Source organism: Rhodococcus sp. GQ147, assembly GCF_059759155.1.
The window spans coordinates 131,632-149,440 of the sequence record NZ_JCAXDU010000003.1; the positions used below are offsets into that span (position 1 = coordinate 131,632).

Annotated in this window: 15 protein-coding genes; 9 read left to right on the forward strand and 6 right to left on the reverse strand. The window is 68.5% G+C overall.

The features are described 5' to 3' along the window. The first annotated feature begins 6 nt into the window (after nucleotides 1-6). Entirely contained in the window at nucleotides 7-1,257 is a 1,251-nt protein-coding gene (gene entS / locus AC6CID_RS05045; protein ID WP_072740531.1) for an enterobactin transporter EntS, read from the forward strand. Between the two features lie 68 nt (nucleotides 1,258-1,325). Here the strand turns inward: entS and AC6CID_RS05050 are convergent, their stop codons facing one another. Together AC6CID_RS05050 and AC6CID_RS05055 are read right to left on the reverse strand one after the other, a co-directional pair. Continuing rightward, nucleotides 1,326-1,724: a hypothetical protein gene (locus AC6CID_RS05050; RefSeq protein ID WP_498353653.1), complete on the reverse strand. Its 399-nt coding sequence runs from the start codon at nucleotides 1,722-1,724 to the stop codon at nucleotides 1,326-1,328. Between the two features lie 74 nt (nucleotides 1,725-1,798). After that, entirely contained in the window at nucleotides 1,799-3,232 is a 1,434-nt protein-coding gene (locus AC6CID_RS05055) for an MDR family MFS transporter (RefSeq protein ID WP_072740525.1), read from the reverse strand. A gap of 108 nt (nucleotides 3,233-3,340) precedes the next feature. Between AC6CID_RS05055 and AC6CID_RS05060 the strand changes: the two genes are divergently transcribed. Together AC6CID_RS05060 and AC6CID_RS05065 are read left to right on the forward strand one after the other, a co-directional pair. Then, on the forward strand, nucleotides 3,341-4,228 hold the full coding sequence (locus AC6CID_RS05060) for a phosphoribosylaminoimidazolesuccinocarboxamide synthase (RefSeq protein ID WP_006551836.1): 888 nt from the start codon (nucleotides 3,341-3,343) through the stop codon (nucleotides 4,226-4,228). A gap of 6 nt (nucleotides 4,229-4,234) precedes the next feature. Further along, a complete protein-coding gene (locus AC6CID_RS05065) occupies nucleotides 4,235-6,382 on the forward strand; it encodes a S9 family peptidase (protein ID WP_072740524.1) in 2,148 nt (715 codons plus the stop codon). Nucleotides 6,383-6,465: 83 nt separating this feature from the next. Here the strand turns inward: AC6CID_RS05065 and AC6CID_RS05070 are convergent, their stop codons facing one another. Beyond that, nucleotides 6,466-7,158 (reverse strand): response regulator, encoded by a 693-nt coding sequence (locus AC6CID_RS05070; protein ID WP_494292705.1) that lies wholly within the window; start codon nucleotides 7,156-7,158, stop codon nucleotides 6,466-6,468. Continuing rightward, nucleotides 7,155-8,708, reverse strand: coding sequence for a sensor histidine kinase (locus AC6CID_RS05075; RefSeq protein WP_006551833.1), 1,554 nt, complete (start codon nucleotides 8,706-8,708; stop codon nucleotides 7,155-7,157). Before AC6CID_RS05075 ends, AC6CID_RS05070 begins: the two co-directional genes overlap by 4 nt. A gap of 262 nt (nucleotides 8,709-8,970) precedes the next feature. Here AC6CID_RS05075 and AC6CID_RS05080 point away from each other — a divergent pair, with 262 nt between their 5' ends. The 3 genes from AC6CID_RS05080 to bluB all read left to right on the forward strand — a co-directional run bounded on the left by AC6CID_RS05080 (nucleotide 8,971) and on the right by bluB (nucleotide 11,719). Further along, nucleotides 8,971-10,335, forward strand: coding sequence for a cation:dicarboxylate symporter family transporter (locus tag AC6CID_RS05080; protein WP_033096838.1), 1,365 nt, complete (start codon nucleotides 8,971-8,973; stop codon nucleotides 10,333-10,335). Between the two features lie 228 nt (nucleotides 10,336-10,563). Then, the gene (locus AC6CID_RS05085; protein WP_019290035.1) at nucleotides 10,564-11,058 is read left to right on the forward strand and encodes a glutathione peroxidase; all 495 of its coding nucleotides are present in this window, start codon (nucleotides 10,564-10,566) and stop codon (nucleotides 11,056-11,058) included. Between the two features lies 1 nt (nucleotide 11,059). Beyond that, nucleotides 11,060-11,719 carry a 5,6-dimethylbenzimidazole synthase gene (gene bluB, locus AC6CID_RS05090; RefSeq protein ID WP_019290034.1) on the forward strand — a complete coding sequence of 220 codons (660 nt, stop codon included), beginning with the start codon at nucleotides 11,060-11,062 and terminating at the stop codon, nucleotides 11,717-11,719. Between the two features lie 82 nt (nucleotides 11,720-11,801). Here the strand turns inward: bluB and AC6CID_RS05095 are convergent, their stop codons facing one another. Next, nucleotides 11,802-13,928 (reverse strand): oxidoreductase, encoded by a 2,127-nt coding sequence (locus AC6CID_RS05095; protein ID WP_498353654.1) that lies wholly within the window; start codon nucleotides 13,926-13,928, stop codon nucleotides 11,802-11,804. Nucleotides 13,929-14,066: 138 nt separating this feature from the next. On the opposite strand from AC6CID_RS05095, the gene AC6CID_RS05100 reads away from it, so the two are divergent. After that, on the forward strand, nucleotides 14,067-14,771 hold the full coding sequence (locus AC6CID_RS05100) for a DUF2334 domain-containing protein (RefSeq protein ID WP_024103003.1): 705 nt from the start codon (nucleotides 14,067-14,069) through the stop codon (nucleotides 14,769-14,771). A 58-nt stretch (nucleotides 14,772-14,829) separates the two neighbouring features. Next, nucleotides 14,830-16,473 carry an FAD-binding dehydrogenase gene (locus AC6CID_RS05105; protein ID WP_220666533.1) on the forward strand — a complete coding sequence of 548 codons (1,644 nt, stop codon included), beginning with the start codon at nucleotides 14,830-14,832 and terminating at the stop codon, nucleotides 16,471-16,473. A gap of 94 nt (nucleotides 16,474-16,567) precedes the next feature. On the opposite strand, the gene AC6CID_RS05110 is transcribed toward AC6CID_RS05105, so the two are convergent. Then, nucleotides 16,568-17,212 (reverse strand): MBL fold metallo-hydrolase, encoded by a 645-nt coding sequence (locus AC6CID_RS05110; RefSeq protein ID WP_006551826.1) that lies wholly within the window; start codon nucleotides 17,210-17,212, stop codon nucleotides 16,568-16,570. Nucleotides 17,213-17,399: 187 nt separating this feature from the next. On the opposite strand from AC6CID_RS05110, the gene AC6CID_RS05115 reads away from it, so the two are divergent. Then, the gene (locus tag AC6CID_RS05115; protein ID WP_006551825.1) at nucleotides 17,400-17,795 is read left to right on the forward strand and encodes an LLM class flavin-dependent oxidoreductase; all 396 of its coding nucleotides are present in this window, start codon (nucleotides 17,400-17,402) and stop codon (nucleotides 17,793-17,795) included. Nucleotides 17,796-17,809 lie beyond the last annotated feature (14 nt).

Sequence of the window (17,809 nt, forward strand, 5' to 3'; positions counted from 1 at the left end):
GTGATCGTGGCCGTCTTCGAGAAGCTCCTCATCGACCTCGACCCGCTGCGGACCAGCCGCGAGTTCCGGTACCTGTTCACCGCACGCGTCGTGTCGCTGTTCGGTCTCGGTTTCCTCATCGTGGCCGTGCCCGTGCAGGTGTACCAGCTCACCGGCTCGACGGCGCAGGTCGCCGCCGTCTCCGCGGTGATCGGTGCGACCACCTTCGGGGCCACCTTCGCGGGCGGGGTGCTCGCCGACCGGTACGACCGGCGGAACGTCATCGCCCTCGCCCGCGGCACCGCGGGCGTCGCCTTCGCGCTGCTGGCGATCAACGCGTTCCTGCCCGAACCGCAGATGTGGGCGATCTACGTGCTCGCCGTCGTCGACGGCATCGCGGGCGGGATCTCGTCGACCGCGCTCATGGCGGTAACCCCCAGCCTGATCCCGCGCGACAAGCTCGCCGCGGCCGGCGCGCTCATGGCGCTGACCGCCGACCTCGGCTCCATGATCGGCCCGGCGCTCGGCGGTGTCGTCATCGCCGCCGGTGGTGTGGGTGTGGCCTACGCGCTCGCGGCGTTCACCACCGCGATCACCACCTTCTGCATCACCCGCCTGCCGTCGCTGCCGCCGACGCACGTGGCGGAGGAATCACCGCTGAAGTCGGTGGTGTCGGGTTTCCGGTACGCGGCACACAACCGCGTAGTGGGGCAGGTGCTGATCGTCGGATTCCTCGCGATGCTGCTGTCCGGCTGGGCCGTGCTGATCCCGGAGTTCGCCGACGAGGTGCTCGGCGTCGGACCGTCGGTGGTCGGCCTGCTCTACACCGCACCCGCCGTCGGAGCCGTGGTCGGCTCGCTGACCAGCGGCTGGACCGGCTCGATCCGCCGGTACGGGCTGGTGGTGTACCTGCTCATGGCGGTCTCCGCCGCCGGTCTGGTGGGTGCCGGCGCGACCGGCGTCCTCGCCGTCGTGCTGCTCGGTCTGGCCGCGCACGGTTTCGGCGACTCGCTCGCGGACGTCGTGCGGTACGCGACCGTCCAGCGCAACACCTCCGACGAGTACCGCGGACGGATCGCGGCCGTGTGGGGCGCGCAGGTGACGGCCGGTACCTCCGTCGGCGCGGTCGCGGCGGGCGTCGTGGCCTCGCTGGTGCCGATCTCGATGGCCCTGACCATCTACGGCGTGGCAGGTGTGGTGATCATCGCGATCATGTTCGTTGCGACCCCGACGCTGCGGCGGTTCGAGGACACGGGCGATCTCGAAGCTGTGGGCTGACCTGCGGGTCGACGAGCGGGGCCGGGGTGATCCCCGGCCCCGCCTTCGCGTCGATCAGCGCTTTCGCGTCATACCCGTCCGTCGCGCGCCCAGGCCTCCACGGCCGAATACCCTTCGCTGACGCCCTGGGTGTAAGCGACGAGCGCGCCGTACAACCGGGATCCCTCGGTGGCGAGTTCGATGGTGCCCACCCAGTCGGCAGCGCGTGCCATGACGTGCGCGCAGATGTCCTGCCGGTCGCGTGTCGCGGACGACACGATCCGGAACGCCTCGTCGGCGATCCGGAAGGTCTCGGCGACACCGCGCCAGAAGTACTCCGCGTCCATGGCAGAGCGCAGCGACTCGTAATCCGTCGTGTCCTGCATCGCCGTAGCGTGTACCAGTCGCTGCAGAGCATGCTCCGCAGCTCCGACGGGGAAGTACGTCACGTCGTCGATGGTGTCCTTGCCGCCGCTTGTCGTTCTCACCGCAGAGATGGTGCCCGATCTCGAGCGAATACGAAACAGCTCGTAGGTAACGGTATAGGCACGCGGCGTGTCGCCTACCCGGCCGCCGCCGGACGGTTCGGGATCAGGCACACGCACGACACCAGCAGGACGGCGCAGACCAGAACGGCGACGAACACCGGCGCCACCGAGTCCGCCAACTGCGCCGCACCGGGAGTTCCGGTGACGGTCTCGTCCGCCGCTGCGCCCCCGAGGGCTGCATTGGCCAGCGCACCGAACACCGCCACGCCCACCGCGCTGCCGATCGCACGTGCGAAGGCGTTCGCGCCCGTGACGACGCCCCGCTCGGACCAGTCGACGCTGGACTGCGCCGCGATCAGCGCGGGACTGGCGATCAACCCCATCCCGAGTCCCACGAGCACGCAGCAGAGCGCCACTTCCCCGGGAGCCGAATCCACCCCGACCTGCGTCAACAGCGCCGCGCCGCACAACAGCGGCACCGCACCCACCAGACCGGTGTTGCGAAAACCGATCCGCAGATAGAGCCGGCCCGACTGCGCCGCCGCGATCGGCCAGCCGATCGTCATCGTCGCCAGCGTGAAGCCCGCGACGAGCGCCGTGGTCCCCAGCGCGCCCTGCACGAACGACGGAACGTACGAGGTCAGACCCAGCACGACCGCGCCCACCAGGCACGACACCGCGCTGGTGGTGACCAGCACACGTCGCGTGAACAGCCGGATCGGCAGAATCGGCTCGGCGGCGCGGGACTCGATCCACACGAACACCGCGATCAGGGCTGCACCGGCGGCGAAGATGCCGATCCCGGTCGCCGACGTCCACGCCCATGACTGCCCGCCCTCGAGCAGGCCGAGGATCAGCAGGGCGGCGCCTACCGCGAGTGTCGCCGCGCCGGCCCAGTCCACGCGCGGTCGCGGTCCCGACGGCGTGTCCTCGCGGAAGTTGCGGACGAGCACCCACGCCGCGAGGGCACACAACGGCAGGTTGATCCAGAAGATCCACCGCCACGACAGGAAGTCTGCGAAGACACCGCCCACGGCCGGGCCGATCACCGCCGACATGCCCCACACACTGGCGAGATAGCCCTGCGCCTTGGCGCGCTCGGCGACCGTGTAGATGTCCCCGGCGATCGTCTGTGCCATCGGCAGCACCGCACCGGCGCCGAGTCCCTGCACCGCGCGGAACGCGATCAGCGTCGGCATGCTCCACGCCACCGCGCACAGCACCGAACCCGCCGCGAACACCCCGATCCCGAACAACAACAGCGGAGTGCGGCCGAAGACGTCGGAGAGTTTGCCGTAGACCGGGACGAGCACCGCCTGCGTGAGCAGATAGGCGGAGAACAACCACGGGAACTGCGTGAAGCCGCCCAGGTCCGCGACGATCGTCGGGATCGCGGTCGCCAGGATGGTGCTCTCGAGCGCCACGAGGGAGGTGGCGAGCATCAGAGCGATGAGGATCGGGCCCCGCTCGGACCCGAACCCGACGTCCACTCGCGACGATGCGGCCATGCCACTCCTGTTCCCACTCGTACGTTCGTTGTTCCACCCGGCGGTGAACGAGTGGGATATCCGCCACGGGGTGCGGTACGCCCACTCGATGAGCACTAGGGTGTCAGCGTGCGTCCTTCACTCGAGTCCTACCAACACCTCGCCGGCGGCAAGGTGCGTGATCTGTACGTGATCGACGACGAGCACCTGCTCCTCGTCGCCAGTGACCGGATCTCGGCCTACGATCACGTGCTCGAGACCCCGATCCCCGACAAGGGGCGGGTCCTCACTGCGATGAGCGTGTTCTTCTTCAAGCTGCTCGACGCCACCAACAACCACCTCGCGGGAGAACCCGACGACGAGCGTATCCCCGAGGAGGTCCTCGGCCGCGCACTCGTGGTCAAGCGCCTCGAGATGGTGCCCGTCGAGTGCGTCGCCCGAGGCTTCCTCACCGGCTCCGGCCTGCTCGACTACCAAGCCACGGGCTCCGTCTGCGGTGTCACCCTGCCCCAGGGGCTCGTCGAGGCCAGCAGACTGCCCGAACCGATCTTCACCCCGGCCAGCAAGGCTGCGCTCGGCGACCACGACGAGAACATCTCCTTCGACGACGTCGTCGAGAAGGTCGGTCTGAACCTGGCGATGAAGCTGCGCCAGGACACGCTCGATATCTACGACCGCGCCGCCATGTACGCGTCCGACCGCGGCATCTTGCTCGCCGACACCAAGTTGGAGTTCGGTCTCGACAAGGCCGGCAATCTGGTGCTCGCCGACGAGGTCCTCACCCCGGATTCGTCCCGCTACTGGGACGCGAACGAGTACGAGGAGGGCAAGGTTCAGCCCAGCTTCGACAAGCAGATCGTCCGGAACTGGCTCACCGGACCCGAATCGGGCTGGGACCGCGCCTCCGACACCCCGCCCCCGCCGCTGCCGCAGCACGTCGTCGACAAGACGCGAGCTCGCTACATCGAGGCGTACGAACGTATTTCGGGACTGTCCTTCGACGATTGGATCGGCTGACCGCATATGACCTCCTCGAAGATCACTCCGCCGGTCGCGAAGAAGGTGCCGCTAGAGCGCACCCATCACGGGCACACCTTCGTCGACGACTACGAATGGCTGCGCGACAAGAACGACCCCGAGGTCGTCGCGTACCTGGAAGCGGAGAACTCGTACACCGAGGCGCAGACGGAACATCTCGCTCCGCTGCGTGAGGCGATCTTCGAGGAGATCAGGTCGCGCACCCAGGAGACCGACATGTCGGTCCCCACCCGGATGGGTGACTGGTGGTACTACGCCCGCACCGTCGAGGGCAAGCAGTACGCGATCCAGTGCCGGTGCCCGATCGCCGACGCCGACGACTGGACACCGCCCGACGTCACGCCTGGTGTGGAACTCCCCGGCGAGCAGGTGCTCCTCGACGGCAACGTCGAGTCGGAAGGGCACGAGTTCTTCTCGCTCGGGGCGTTCTCGATCAGCCACGACGGCACGCTGCTCGCGTACTCGACCGACGTCGTGGGCGACGAGCGCTACACCCTGCGCATCAAGGACCTCACCACCGGTGAGATGCGGGCGGACGAGATCCCCGGCACCGCACCGGGAGCGACGTGGGCGCTCGACCACAGCCACGTCTTCTACCAGACGGTCGACGAGTCGTGGCGGCCCGACACCGTCTGGCGGCACAAGCTCGGCACCTCCGTCGACGAGGACGTGAAGGTCTTCCACGAACCCGACGAGCGGTACTGGGTGTCGATCGGTTCGACCCGCAGCGAGAAGTACCTCATGATCTGGGTCGGCTCGAAGATCACCACCGAGGGATGGGTGCTCGAATCCGAGAACCCCACAGGCGAATTCCGTGTGATCCTGCCGCGCCGCGAAGGTGTCGAGTACGGTGCCGAGCACGCCGTGATCGCCGGTGAGGACCGCTTCCTGATCCTGCACAACGACGTCGACCCCGAGACGGGGAAGAAGGCCGAGAACTTCGTCCTCGCCGAGGCTCCCGTCGACGACCCGTCCGCGCTGCGCACCCTGATCGAGCACCGGCACGACGTGCGCCTCGAGGACGTCGACGCGTTCGAGGGACACCTCGTGCTCGGCTACCGCCGCGAAGCCCTCACCCGACTCGCGGTGTGGCCGTTGACCGACGAGGGTTACGGCAAGCTCACCGAACTCGAGTTCGACGAGGAACTCTTCGCCGTCGGACCGGGCGCGAACCCCGAATGGACCCAGCCCACACTGCGTCTGGGCTACACGTCGTTCATCACCCCGAGCCGGGTCTACGACTACACCGTGAGCACCGGTGAGCTGAAGCTGCTCAAGTCGCAGCCGGTGCTCGGCGAGTTCGACCCGACGCTCTACGAGCAGCGCCGCGAGTGGGCGACCGCCGAGGACGGCACGAAGATCCCGCTGTCGATCGTCGCGCGCAAGGGCACCCCCGAGAACGCGCCCACGCTGCTGTACGGCTACGGCTCGTACGAAGCGAGCATCGACCCGGCCTTCTCCGTCGCACGCCTGTCGCTGCTCGACCGGGGCATGGTCTTCGCGGTCGCGCACGTGCGCGGCGGCGGCGAGATGGGCCGGCACTGGTACGAGAACGGCAAGTCGCTGACGAAGAAGAACACCTTCACCGACTTCGTGGCGTGCGCGCGGCACCTGATCGACGCCGGCGTCACGAGCCCGGAGAAGCTGGTCGCCGACGGCGGCAGTGCCGGTGGCCTGCTCATGGGTGCGGTCGCGAACATCGCACCCGAGCTGTTCGCGGGCATCCTCGCGAACGTCCCGTTCGTCGACCCGCTCACGTCGATCCTCGATCCGTCCTTGCCGCTCACGGTGATCGAATGGGACGAGTGGGGCAACCCGCTCGAAAACCCAGAGGTGTACGAGTACATGCGCTCGTACAGCCCCTACGAGAACGTCGAGGCCAAGGATTACCCGGCGATCCTCGCGATCACCAGCATCAACGACACGCGCGTGCTCTACGTCGAACCCGCCAAGTGGGTCGCCAAGCTGCGCGCGACGAAGACCGGCGATGCGCCGTTGCTGCTCAAGACGGAGATGAGCGCGGGACACGGCGGTGTGTCGGGCCGGTACGAGAAGTGGCGCGAGGTCGCGTTCGAGTTCGCGTGGGTGCTCGAGACGTCGGGCGCCTGCCGCGCGGAGACCGCTGCGGGCTGAGCTCGGTATCCGCTCGCGTTCTCGCTATTCGCCGCAGCAATTGCCGACGCGAATGACGAACTGTGTAGCCGATAGCAGACCGCTCACCTGCGCAGTTCGTACCGGACCTGAGGCCGGCCGGCGCGGCCGTACTCGGTGAAGCGGGTCGCGGCTCCGTCGTCGGCGAGCCGTTCGAGGTAACGCCACGCCGTCACGCGTGAGACCCCCACGGCCGATCCGACTTCCGCAGCGGTTCGCGGCCCGTCGGCGTGATGAAGGAAATCGGTGATCTTCGACAGCGTGTCGGGGGAGATGCCCTTGGGTGTGGACGGACGGGAACTGCTCGTGCGCAGAGCCGACATGGCGCGATCGATATCGTGCTGGCCCGCCGCGGTCTCGGCGTCGCGCAACGCCGAGCGGTAGGCCACGTACTGTTCGAGCTTGTCCTGCAGTGCCGCGAAGGTGAACGGCTTGAGCAGATACAGCACCACACCCCGCGCGACCGCCGTCCGCACGACCTCCAGATCGCGGTTCGACGTGACGGCGATGATGTCGGGACTCGGACGACCGGCGCTCAGGCGTGCAGCCACTTCGAGGCCGCTCGTGTCGGGGAGCCCGATGTCGAGCAGCACCAGATCCACCGGTGTGCCCACCCGCGCAGCCGACGCGACCGCCCGCACGGCGTCGCTACCCGTGTGCGCGACACCTACCACCTCGAATCCGTCCACCCTCCCGACGTATTCGCGGTGGGCCTCGGCGATGAGCGGTTCGTCCTCGACGACGAGCACCCGGATCACGACCGGCTCTCCAAGGGGATCACGGCGACGATCATCGAACCCAGCGACGGTTCGGTGCGCAAAGTTCCCCCGTGACGCGCCACGACCTGGGCGACGAGTGCGAGTCCGAGGCCGCGCTGCTCGGACTTGGTGGAGTAGCCGCGCTGCATGGCCTGGGCCAGCACCTCCGGCGACATCCCCGGCCCGCTGTCGGCGACCTCGACGATCATCGACGAATCGTCCCGACGCACAGTCACCTCCACCCATGGGTCGTCCGACGCATGGGAGGCGTCGATGGCGTTGTCGATGAGATTCCCGACGAGGGTGACGATATCGCGCGCCGGGATGGACGGAACCGGGCCCAGTTCCGTGTCGTCGGTGACGGTCAGTTCCACACCTCGCTCGGCCGCCTCGTCGATCTTGCCGAGCAGCAACGCCGACAGCGCCGGCTCGTGGATGGCACTTGTCAACCTGTCGATCAGGTGCTGGGAGACCGCCAGTTCCTGCGTCGCGAACGCGACCGCGTCCTCCGTCCGGCCGAGTTCGACCATCGTGACGATGGTGTGCAGACGGTTCGCCGACTCGTGGGCCTGCGCCCGCAGCGACTCGGCGAATCCGCGGACCGAGTCGAGTTCACCGAGGACACCGCGCAACTCGGTGTGGTCGCGGAGGGTGACGACGGTGCCGATGCGGCGCTCGTTCCAGTTCACCGCGTCGCTGTTGACGACGAGGGTGCGGTCGCGCGTCAGGTGCACCTCGTCGCGTGCCTCGCCGGTGGTTGCGAGTTCGCGCAGTGTCTCGGGCAGGGCGTCGAAGGGGACCGGCCCGGTCGGGGGAAGGCCGAGCAGGCGGCGTGCCTCGTCGTTGACGACGTCGACCTGCGGTGAGGCGCCGGGTGCTCCACCGAACACCAGCAGCCCTTCGCCGATCGAGTGCAGGACGGCGTCGTGGTGTTCGTACATGCGCCGCAGCTGGTCGGGATCGAGCCCGAGGGTCTGACGGCGCAGGCGCCGCGCGATCAGGTATCCGCCCGCCGCGGTGACCACGAGCCCGGCCGCCACCAGGCCGACGATGCCCGGAAGGCTCCGCACGAAGTTCTCGGCGATCCTCTCCCGTGTCACCCCGACCGACACGAATCCGACGAGCGTGCCGTCGTCGTAGACCGGCGCGATGGTGCGGATCGACGATCCGAGGCTGCCCGTGTACGTCTCGGTGAACGGCGTGCCCGAACGGGCCTCATCGGTGTGGCCCGTGTACGGCAACCCGATCTGCTCCGGCACCGGATGTGTCACGCGGATGCCCTCGGGGTCCACGACGACGACGAAGTCCACCCCTGTCGCCTCGCGGATCTGCTCGGCGCGGGGCTGGAGCGCTGCGGTCGGATCGGGGGAGAGCAACCCGTCCGCGACCTCCGGGAAGAGCGCGGCTGTCACTGCGATATCCGTCACGGTGCGGCGCGTGGCCTCGTCGGCGTCGCGGCGTTCGTCGACGACGATGAGCGCACCCGCCACGATCGCTATCACCGTGAACACCACCAGCTGGAGGATGAGCAGCTGGCCCGCCACGCTCATCGGCGGTCTCGCCTGGCGACGGTTCACCGTTCACCTCCCGTGAACACTATGTACACAAACTTCTCCCGCGGCGACCCGGCCACCACCATGTCCTTATGTGGACGTGATGCCGGTCACCACCCGGGCGCGGAGCGGCCCCTACCAGGGTCCCGTAGTACCCGACCGAACCACGGTCGATTCCCGAGTCCTCGCCGGTGCGTCACCGCATCCCGTTATCCGTGAACATCGCGCGACGAGCCCGCGCATGATCGAAGGGCACTCCATGAGCACCACAACCGTGCGGGGCGAGAAACGCCGCGACCGTACCCACTGGCTGTACATCGGCGTCATCATCGCCGTCGTCGCCGGTATCGCTGTCGGATGGCTGGCCCCCGAGACGGGCAAGTCGCTCGGTGTCCTCGGCACCATGTTCGTCGACCTGATCAAGATGATGATCAGCCCGGTGATCTTCTGCACCATCGTGCTCGGCATCGGGTCGGTCCGGGCAGCGGCGAGCGTCGGCCGGATCGGTGGACTCGCGCTGATCTACTTCGTGGGCATGTCGACCGTGGCCCTCGCAATCGGCCTGGGTGTGGGCAACCTGCTCGACCCGGGCTCGGGGCTCACCCTCGATCCGGCCAACGCCGGCTCGGGTGCCGAACTCGCCGAGAAGGCGCATGCCGCCGGCGGCACCGTCGACTTCATCGCGTCGATCATCCCCACCTCCCTGTTGTCCGCACTGACCGAGGGCAGCGTCCTGCAGACCTTGTTCGTGGCGCTGCTCGTCGGCTTCGCCATCCAGGGCATCGGCAAGTCGGGTGAACCGATCCTGCGGGGCATCGGCCACCTGCAGAAGCTGGTCTTCCGCATCCTGACGATGATCCTGTGGCTCGCCCCGATCGGTGCCTTCGGTGCCATCGCCAACGTCGTCGGCCAGACCGGTCTGAGCGCGGTCCTGCAGCTCGGTGTTCTGATGATCGCCTTCTACCTCACGTGCGTCGTGTTCGTCTTCGGTGTTCTCGGATCGTTGCTGCGAGCGGTCTCCGGTGTCTCGGTGTTCAAGCTCGTGAAGTACCTCGCCCGCGAGTACCTCCTCATCTTCGCGACGTCGTCGTCGGAGTCCGCGCTGCCGCGTCTGATCGCCAAGATGGAGCACCTCGGTGTCCAGCGCACCACCGTCGGCGTGGTCGTGCCCACCGGTTACTCGTTCAACCTGGACGGCACCGCGATCTACCTGACGATGGCCGCCCTGTTCGTGTCCGACGCGATGGGCAGTCCCCTGAACATGGGTGAGCAGATCTCGCTCCTGCTGTTCATGATCGTCGCCTCGAAGGGTGCGGCCGGGGTCACCGGTGCCGGTCTGGCGACGCTGGCCGGCGGTCTGCAGAGCCACCGCCCCGACCTGCTCGACGGTGTCGGCCTGATCGTCGGTGTCGACCGGTTCATGTCCGAGGCGCGTGCCGTCACCAACTTCTCCGGCAACGCCATCGCGACCCTGCTCATCGGCACGTGGACCAAGTCGGTGGACCGTGACCGCGTCGACGAGGTGCTCAGCGGACGGCTGCCGTTCGACGAAAGCATGATGGTCGACGATCACGAGCCCGCTCCCGAGCGCGAACCGGCGAAGCTGGAGAAGGTGTCCGTCTGATCCGGCATCCGCTATGACAATGGCTGTCCGCTACGGAAATTTTCCGTAGCGGACAGCCATTTCTGTAGCGACTACGCGCCGGCGGCGTGATCACGACATCCGCCGGCTCGAGGACCTCGACGAGGAGAAGGTCCGGAAGTGGGTGAGACAGGCCGCCGCGCTGCCGGGGGAGAAGATGTAGCACGCCGATGTTCGGGGGAGTGATCGGGCACACGATAGTTTGGATGCATGACCACGCCTCTCCAGGACATCCCGATCAACACCCTCTCGGGTGAACCCACGAATCTCGGCTCGTACGAGGGCCACGCGGTACTCGTCGTGAACGTCGCGTCCAAGTGCGGCCTGACCCCGCAGTACACGGCACTCGAGAAGCTCGCGCAGGAATACCGCGACCGCGGACTGTTCGTCGTGGGCGTGCCGTGCAATCAGTTCATGGGTCAGGAGCCCGGAACGCCGGAGGAGATCCAGGAGTTCTGCTCCGCCACCTACGGCGTGACCTTCCCGCTGCTCGAGAAGATCGAGGTCAACGGCGAGAACCGGCATCCGCTCTACGCCGAGCTCACCAAGCACCCGGATGCCTCCGGCGAGGCCGGCGACATCCAGTGGAACTTCGAGAAGTTCCTCATCGCTCCCGACGGCACGGTCGCCGCGCGCTTCCGTCCCCGCACGGAACCGGATGCGCCCGAGATCCTCGACGCCCTCGAAGAGATCCTGCCGGCCTGACATGTTCGGCACAGAAGCGCGGGACGCGCTGTACGACATCATCCGCATGCGTCGCGACGTCCGTGCAGAATTCAGCGGGGAACGGCTCGACGAGGACACGCTGATGCGCATCCTGCGGGCCGCCCATCACGCACCCAGTGTCGGCAACACCCAGCCCTGGGACTTCGTCGTCGTACAGGACGAACAGCGGCTGAAAGAGTTCGCCGAGCACGTCGCCGGTTGCCGGCAGGCGTTCGCCGACTCGCTCCCCGAGGACCGGAAGAGCACCTTCGACCCCATCAAGATCGAAGGCATCGTCGAATCGGGGACCGGCGTCGTCGTCACCTACGACCCCGAACGCGGCGGCAAGCACATCCTCGGCCGTCACACCATCGACGAATCCGGCCTGTTCTCGGCCGTGCTGGCGATCCAGAACCTGTGGCTCGCCGCGACCGCCGAGGGGCTCGGCGTGGGATGGGTGTCGTTCTACGAGGAGGACTTCCTCGCCGACTTCGTCGGAGTGAGCGCACCCGTGCGTCCCATCGCGTGGCTGTGTGTCGGGCCGGTCACGCGGCTCCAGGAGATACCCGACCTCGAACGGTTCGGCTGGCGCAAGGGGCGCCAGCTCGAGGAGGCCGTGCACCGCGACAGGTTCGCGGCGCCGGGTGACCGGGAAGCCTGATCCGACGGGTGGCGACCGGTTCGTGAGTGCGCGAGCCGGCCGCCACCCGCTGTTTCACAGATCGGTCGTCACCAGCCTGTTTTCAGAGTTCGGTCGCGACCTTCCAGGCACTGTGGATGGCGCCCTCGATGTAGTCGACCCGACCCGCGTCCCCGACGACGCGGACATCGATGTCCGAGCCGGCCAGTTCGTCGGCGAGCGGTGCTGCCGCCGACACACCGGACGCGACCACGACCATGCGGGCGCGTACCGATTTCGTCTCGCCACCCACGGTGAACTCCACCGTCTTCGGGGTGATGCGCTGAACCGTCGCACCACGATGCACCTCGAGGCCGACCTCGCGCGCGTGCTTGACGGCGGTCCACCGGCGCGGCATCGCCATCGGCACCCCGAGCTGCTTCCCCTCGGCGAGCAGCGTCACCCGGCTTCCCCGCTCGGCCATGAACTCCGCGAGTTCGAGCCCGACGAGCGACCCGCCGATCACGACGACGTCCTTCGCCATCGGCAGGAAACGCAGGAACCGCCGGCTCAGATCACGGATCCTCCGAGGGCTCGTGGTGATACCGGCGAGCCTGCCCACCCGGCCCATCACCCGCAGCACCGGGGACTGATCGGAGACGTCGCCCGCACCCGTCATGAGCGCACGCATGCTGTCGCCGGTGTGCACGTGCGGCAAGTCCCCGCCCGGCACGGTGGGACGTTCCCGCACGGCGCCCGTCGCGACGACCACCACGTCCGGCTTCAGGGCGCGGATCGATGCGGAGGTGGCCTCGGCGCCGAGCCGCACGTCGATGCCGAGGCGGGTGACCTCGGCCGTCAGCCATTTCAGCAGCCGCTCGTTGTCGGGGGTGGTGAGGGTCGAGAACCACAGGGTCCCGCCCAGCCGGTCGGTCTTGTCCAGGACGGTGACGCGGTGCCCGCGCTCGGTGGCGACCCGCGCAGTCTCGAGGCCGCCCGGCCCGGCACCCACCACGACGACGTGCTTCGGCGCCGCAGTGCGGACGAACGGCACGAGTGTATCGTTGCCCAGCGCCGGATTGACCGCACAGATGGGCGTGGCATCCCAGAAGTTCTCCTGCACGCACACATAGCAGTTGATGCACGGGCGGATCTGCTCGCTGCGGCCCTGCTTGAGCTTGGCGACGAGCGCGGGATCGGCCAGCAACTGACGTCCCATCGCGACGAAGTCGGTGACGCCCTCGGCGATCATTCGCTCGCCGACCTCCGGCAGCATGCGGCCGACGGTGATGACGGGGATCGACACCGCACGCTTGATGACCGCCGCGTTGTGGGTGTAGTAGCCGACCTTGTCCGGCAACGGGCCGTCGGTGAAATTCGCGAACGCGTTCAGCGCGGTGCCAGTGACGTGGAGTGCATCGGCACCGGCCTGCTCGAACAGCACTGCGGCAGCAGCGGATTCCTCGACGGTCAGGCCGTCCGTCTCACCGTATTCCTGCCCTGCCAGCCGCACGATGACGGCGAGGCGGTCGCCGACCTCGGCCTTGACCGCGCGGATCACCTCGCAGGTCAGCCGGGCCCGGTTCTCCAGCGACCCGCCGTATCCGTCGGTGCGCTGGTTCGTGTAGCGGCTGAGGAAGGCGCCGAGCACGTAGTTGTGGGCGGCGTGGATCTCGACGGCGTCCGCTCCGGCGGCGGCGACCCGGCCCGCGGCCTCGGCGAACATCCGGATCAACCATTCGATGTCGCTCTCGGAGGCCTCGTTGTAGGTGGCCTGCGCGCCACCCTGGATCGATGCCATGCGCTGCAGTTCCGCGGGCGTGCAGTCGGCCATGGCGCTCATGTCGCCCGGCGGCTTCGGGATGCTCGGCACGAGCTGCGGCCGGCCCTGCAGGGTGTCGATACGGGCGACCTTGCCGTGGTGCACCATCTGCACGCACAGTTTGCTGCCGGCCTCGTGGACGGCGTCGGTCAGTGCGCGGAGGCCGGGGATGAACCGGTCCTCGGACAGGCCGGGTTCCTTCGTGCTGGTGCATCCCGCCGGATAGGCGACCGCGCAGCATCCGGTGACGATCAGCCCGGTGCCTCCGGCCGCGCGGGCGACGAAATGATCGATGTCGCCCTGCTCGATCTCCCCGTCCTCGCAGAGGTTCATGTCCATGGCGGGCATCACCACGCGGTTGTCCAGGGTGATCGGCCCGATGGTGCCGGGGGAGAGAAGGCGCGTATAGGTCTGGTTCGGGACTGCCACGCCCGGACGGTATGCCCGGCTCCGTGTGGCCGTCGACACTGTCCCGATGAACGGGATGCGGATCGCCGGCCCGAGTCTTCATCCGGACTTCCCGGTCGGGCAGGACGCCGTTCACCCGAGTGCAGCAGGCTCGGGGGCATGAGCGGACGGATGATCGTGTCGGTGTCGGGGATCCGGGACGTCACGCGCGACCTCGTGGACGCCTTCGCCCGTGAGACGGACGCGCGTGGAGTGCCGTTGTCGCTGTTCGTCGCACCCCGCCTGAAAGACCACTACCGCCTCGTGCGGGATCCGGCGACGCAGGAGTGGCTGCTCGAGCGACGCGAGGGCGGCGACGCGATCGTGCTGCACGGTTACGACCAGGCGGCGACGAAGCGACGTCGCGCCGAGTTCGCGACGCTGCCCGAGCACGAAGCACGGTTGCGCCTGCTCGCCGCCGACCGTGTGCTCGAGGAGACCGGACTGCGCACCCGGCTGTTCGCACCACCGCGATGGCGCGCGTCGCCGGGCGCAGTGACAGCACTTCCGCAGGTCGGTTTCCGGATGATGGCGGACAACGCGGGGATCCACGATCTGGTGGCGGGCACCGTGACGAAGACGCGGCTGTACGCGCTCGGTGACGGTGCGGGGTCGGACGTGTGGCGCTGCCGCGCGATGGTGATGGGCGCGTCGCGGACGGCGCGGCGCGGGGAGCTGCTGCGTCTGGCGATCGCCGCTCCCCGGCTCGCCGAGTCCGGCCCCCGGCAGGCGATCCTCGACGCCGTCGACCTCGCGCTGCACCACGGTGCCGAACCGACCGTCCACGCCTGGCGGCCGCGTCCGTCGAACAGCCGCGTGGCGTGATCCCGCCTGGCCCGCCGGTGCTCCCGGTCGCCGCATCCGCTCGGTAATGTTGGCGGCCATGGATGCTGACGTGATCGTGGTGGGGGCGGGACTCGCGGGGCTCGTGGCGGTCGGTGAACTGATCGACGCCGGTCGCAAGGTTCTGCTGGTCGATCAGGAGAACTCGAACAACATTGGTGGGCAGGCCTTCTGGTCGTTCGGTGGGTTGTTCTTCGTCGACAGTCCCGAACAGCGACGACTCGGGATCAAGGATTCCTACGAACTCGCCTTGCAGGACTGGATGGGGACCGCCGGCTTCGACCGCGAGATCGAGGACCGCTGGCCGCGGCGCTGGGCCCAGGCCTACGTCGAGTTCGCCGCGGGGGAGAAGCACGCCTGGCTCGAGCAGCGCGGGCTGAAGATCTTCCCGATGGTCAACTGGGCCGAACGCGGCGGATACGACGCTGCAGGGCACGGCAACTCGGTCCCGCGATTCCACATCACCTGGGGTACCGGTCCGGGCCTCGTCGAGATCTTCGAGTGCAAGCTCCGCGAAGGCGTCGAACGCGGTCTCGTCACGCTGAAGCACCGCCACCGGGTCGACGAACTCGTCGTCACCGACGGCGCCGCCACCGGTGTGCGCGGAGCGATCCTCGAGCCCACCGACGCGGCGCGCGGCGTGGCGTCCTCCCGCACCGTCGTCGGGGACTTCGAGCTCTCCGCCGGAGCCGTGATCGTCACCTCCGGCGGGATCGGCGGCAACTACGACCTCGTGAAGAAGAACTGGCCGAAGCGGATGGGGGAGCCGCCGAAGCATATGCTCAGCGGTGTGCCCGCGCACGTCGACGGCCGGATGCTCGAGATCACCGAGAAGGCCGGCGGGAACATCGTCAACCGCGACCGCATGTGGCACTACACCGAGGGCATCACCAACTACGACCCGGTGTGGCCCGATCACGGCATCCGCATCCTGCCCGGCCCGTCGTCGCTGTGGCTCGACGCCACCGGCAAGCGGTTGCCGGTGCCGTTGTTCCCCGGCTTCGACACGCTCGGCACCCTCGAGTACATCGTGAGCACGGGTTACGACCACACCTGGTTCGTGCTCGACCAGAAGATCATCGAGAAGGAGTTCGGGCTCTCCGGCTCCGAGCAGAATCCCGATCTCACCGGGCGCAGCCTCCGCCTGCTGCTGCAGCGGGTCAGGTCGGGTGCCCCCGGACCGGTCGAGGCCTTCAAGGAGCGCGGTGTCGACTTCGTCGTCCGCGACACGCTCGCCGATCTCGTGGCGGGCATGAACGAACTCACCCCCGAGGCGCCGCTCGACTACGAGCAGGTGCGTTCGGTGGTCGAGGCCCGGGACCGCGAGATGGACAACAAGTACACCAAAGACCTGCAGGTCGCGGCGGTGCGCTCGGCGCGGGCCTACGTACCCGACCGCGTCGTCCGCATCGCGGCGCCGCACCGGATCCTCGACCCCAAGGCCGGACCGCTCATCGCGGTCAAGTTGCACCTGCTCACCCGCAAGACGCTCGGCGGGCTCGAGACCGACCTGTCCTCGCGCGTGCTGCGGTCGGACGGGTCGGTCTTCGACGGCCTCTTCGCCGCCGGTGAGGTCGCCGGCTTCGGTGGTGGCGGCGTCCACGGCTACCGGTCGCTCGAGGGCACCTTCCTCGGCGGATGCATCTTCTCGGGCCGGGCGGCGGGTCGCGCCGCCGCCCGCTGAACCTCCCGTCGGCGTCGACTGGGACAGCAGAGCGCAAAACGGTCGTAGGAGCGCGAAACATCCCGCGCCGACGACCGTTTCGCGCTCCGCAGCGTCAGACCTCGACGCCGTCTTCGTGCGGCAGCACGCGGAATTCGGTGCCCTCCGGCGCCATCTCGCTGTACCGGCCGTAGAAGATGCCGCGACCGTTGTCGTTGACGATGCCCTGGTGGATCGGCACGGCGACCCGCGGATTCACCGCGCGCAGGTAGTCGATCGCCTCCCAGATCTTGAGCCACGGCGCGGTCGACGGCAGGGCCAGCACGTCGACGCGCTCGTGCGGGATGTACAGCGAGTCGCCGGGGTGCAGCAGCCGCGACGGATTCTCGTCGTCGCCCACGAGGAAGGCCGTGTTGTCGATGACGGGCATGTCGGGGTGGATCACCGCGTGCCGTCCGCCGGTGCCGCGTACGGTCAGCGAACCCACCGAGAAGGAGTCGCCGGGACGCACGGCGGTCCAGTCGCCGTCGAGCAGGTTCGCCGACTGCGGGTCGGAGAACAACTGCGCTCCGGGGTTGGCCTCGAGGAGCGCGGGCAGCCGGGTGGTATCGGCGTGGTCGGGATGCTGGTGGGTCACGAGGATCGCGTCGAGTCCGGTGATGCCCTCGAACCCGTGGGAGAAATTTCCGGGGTCGAAAAGGAGCTTCGCGCCGAGGTGTTCGACGAGGATGCAGGAATGGCCGAAATGGGTCAGTTGCATGTCGTCGAGTATGCCGTCGGGAGGAGCCCGATGACCGACTACGGACAGGAACTCCGCTTCGGCATCTTCCTCACGCCGTCCGCTGCCGATCCGGTGGGCGTCGTCGACCTCGCCGTGGTGTCGGAGAGCGCCTGGACCGCATCGCAGCCCCGGCGAAGCGGTCGACGCACTGATCGAGGCGATCGAGGTGATCCGTGCTCTGTGGTCGGACGAGAAGGGCGCGGCCGGGATCGACGGCACGTACTACCGGCTGACCGGCGCGAAGCGGGGCCCGTTCCCCGCGCACGCTCTCGGCATCTGGCTCGGCGCCTACGGCAAGCGGATGCTCGACGTCACCGGCCGCTTCGCCGGCGGATGGCTGCCGAGTTCGTTCGCCGCCGGGCCCGAGAAGCTGGGGGAGATGAGCGCCCGCGTCGACGAGGGCGCGCACCGTGCCGGGCGTGATCCCGCCGCGATCCGCCGGCTCTACAACATCTCCGGCACCTTCGCGGAGACCGCGGACGGGTCGCGGTCCGACCTCGAACGTTTCGCCGGTGAGGTCGCGCCCCGCGTGCGCGAACTCGTTGCTGCCGAGCGGCGTTGAACGGGGGTGACGGG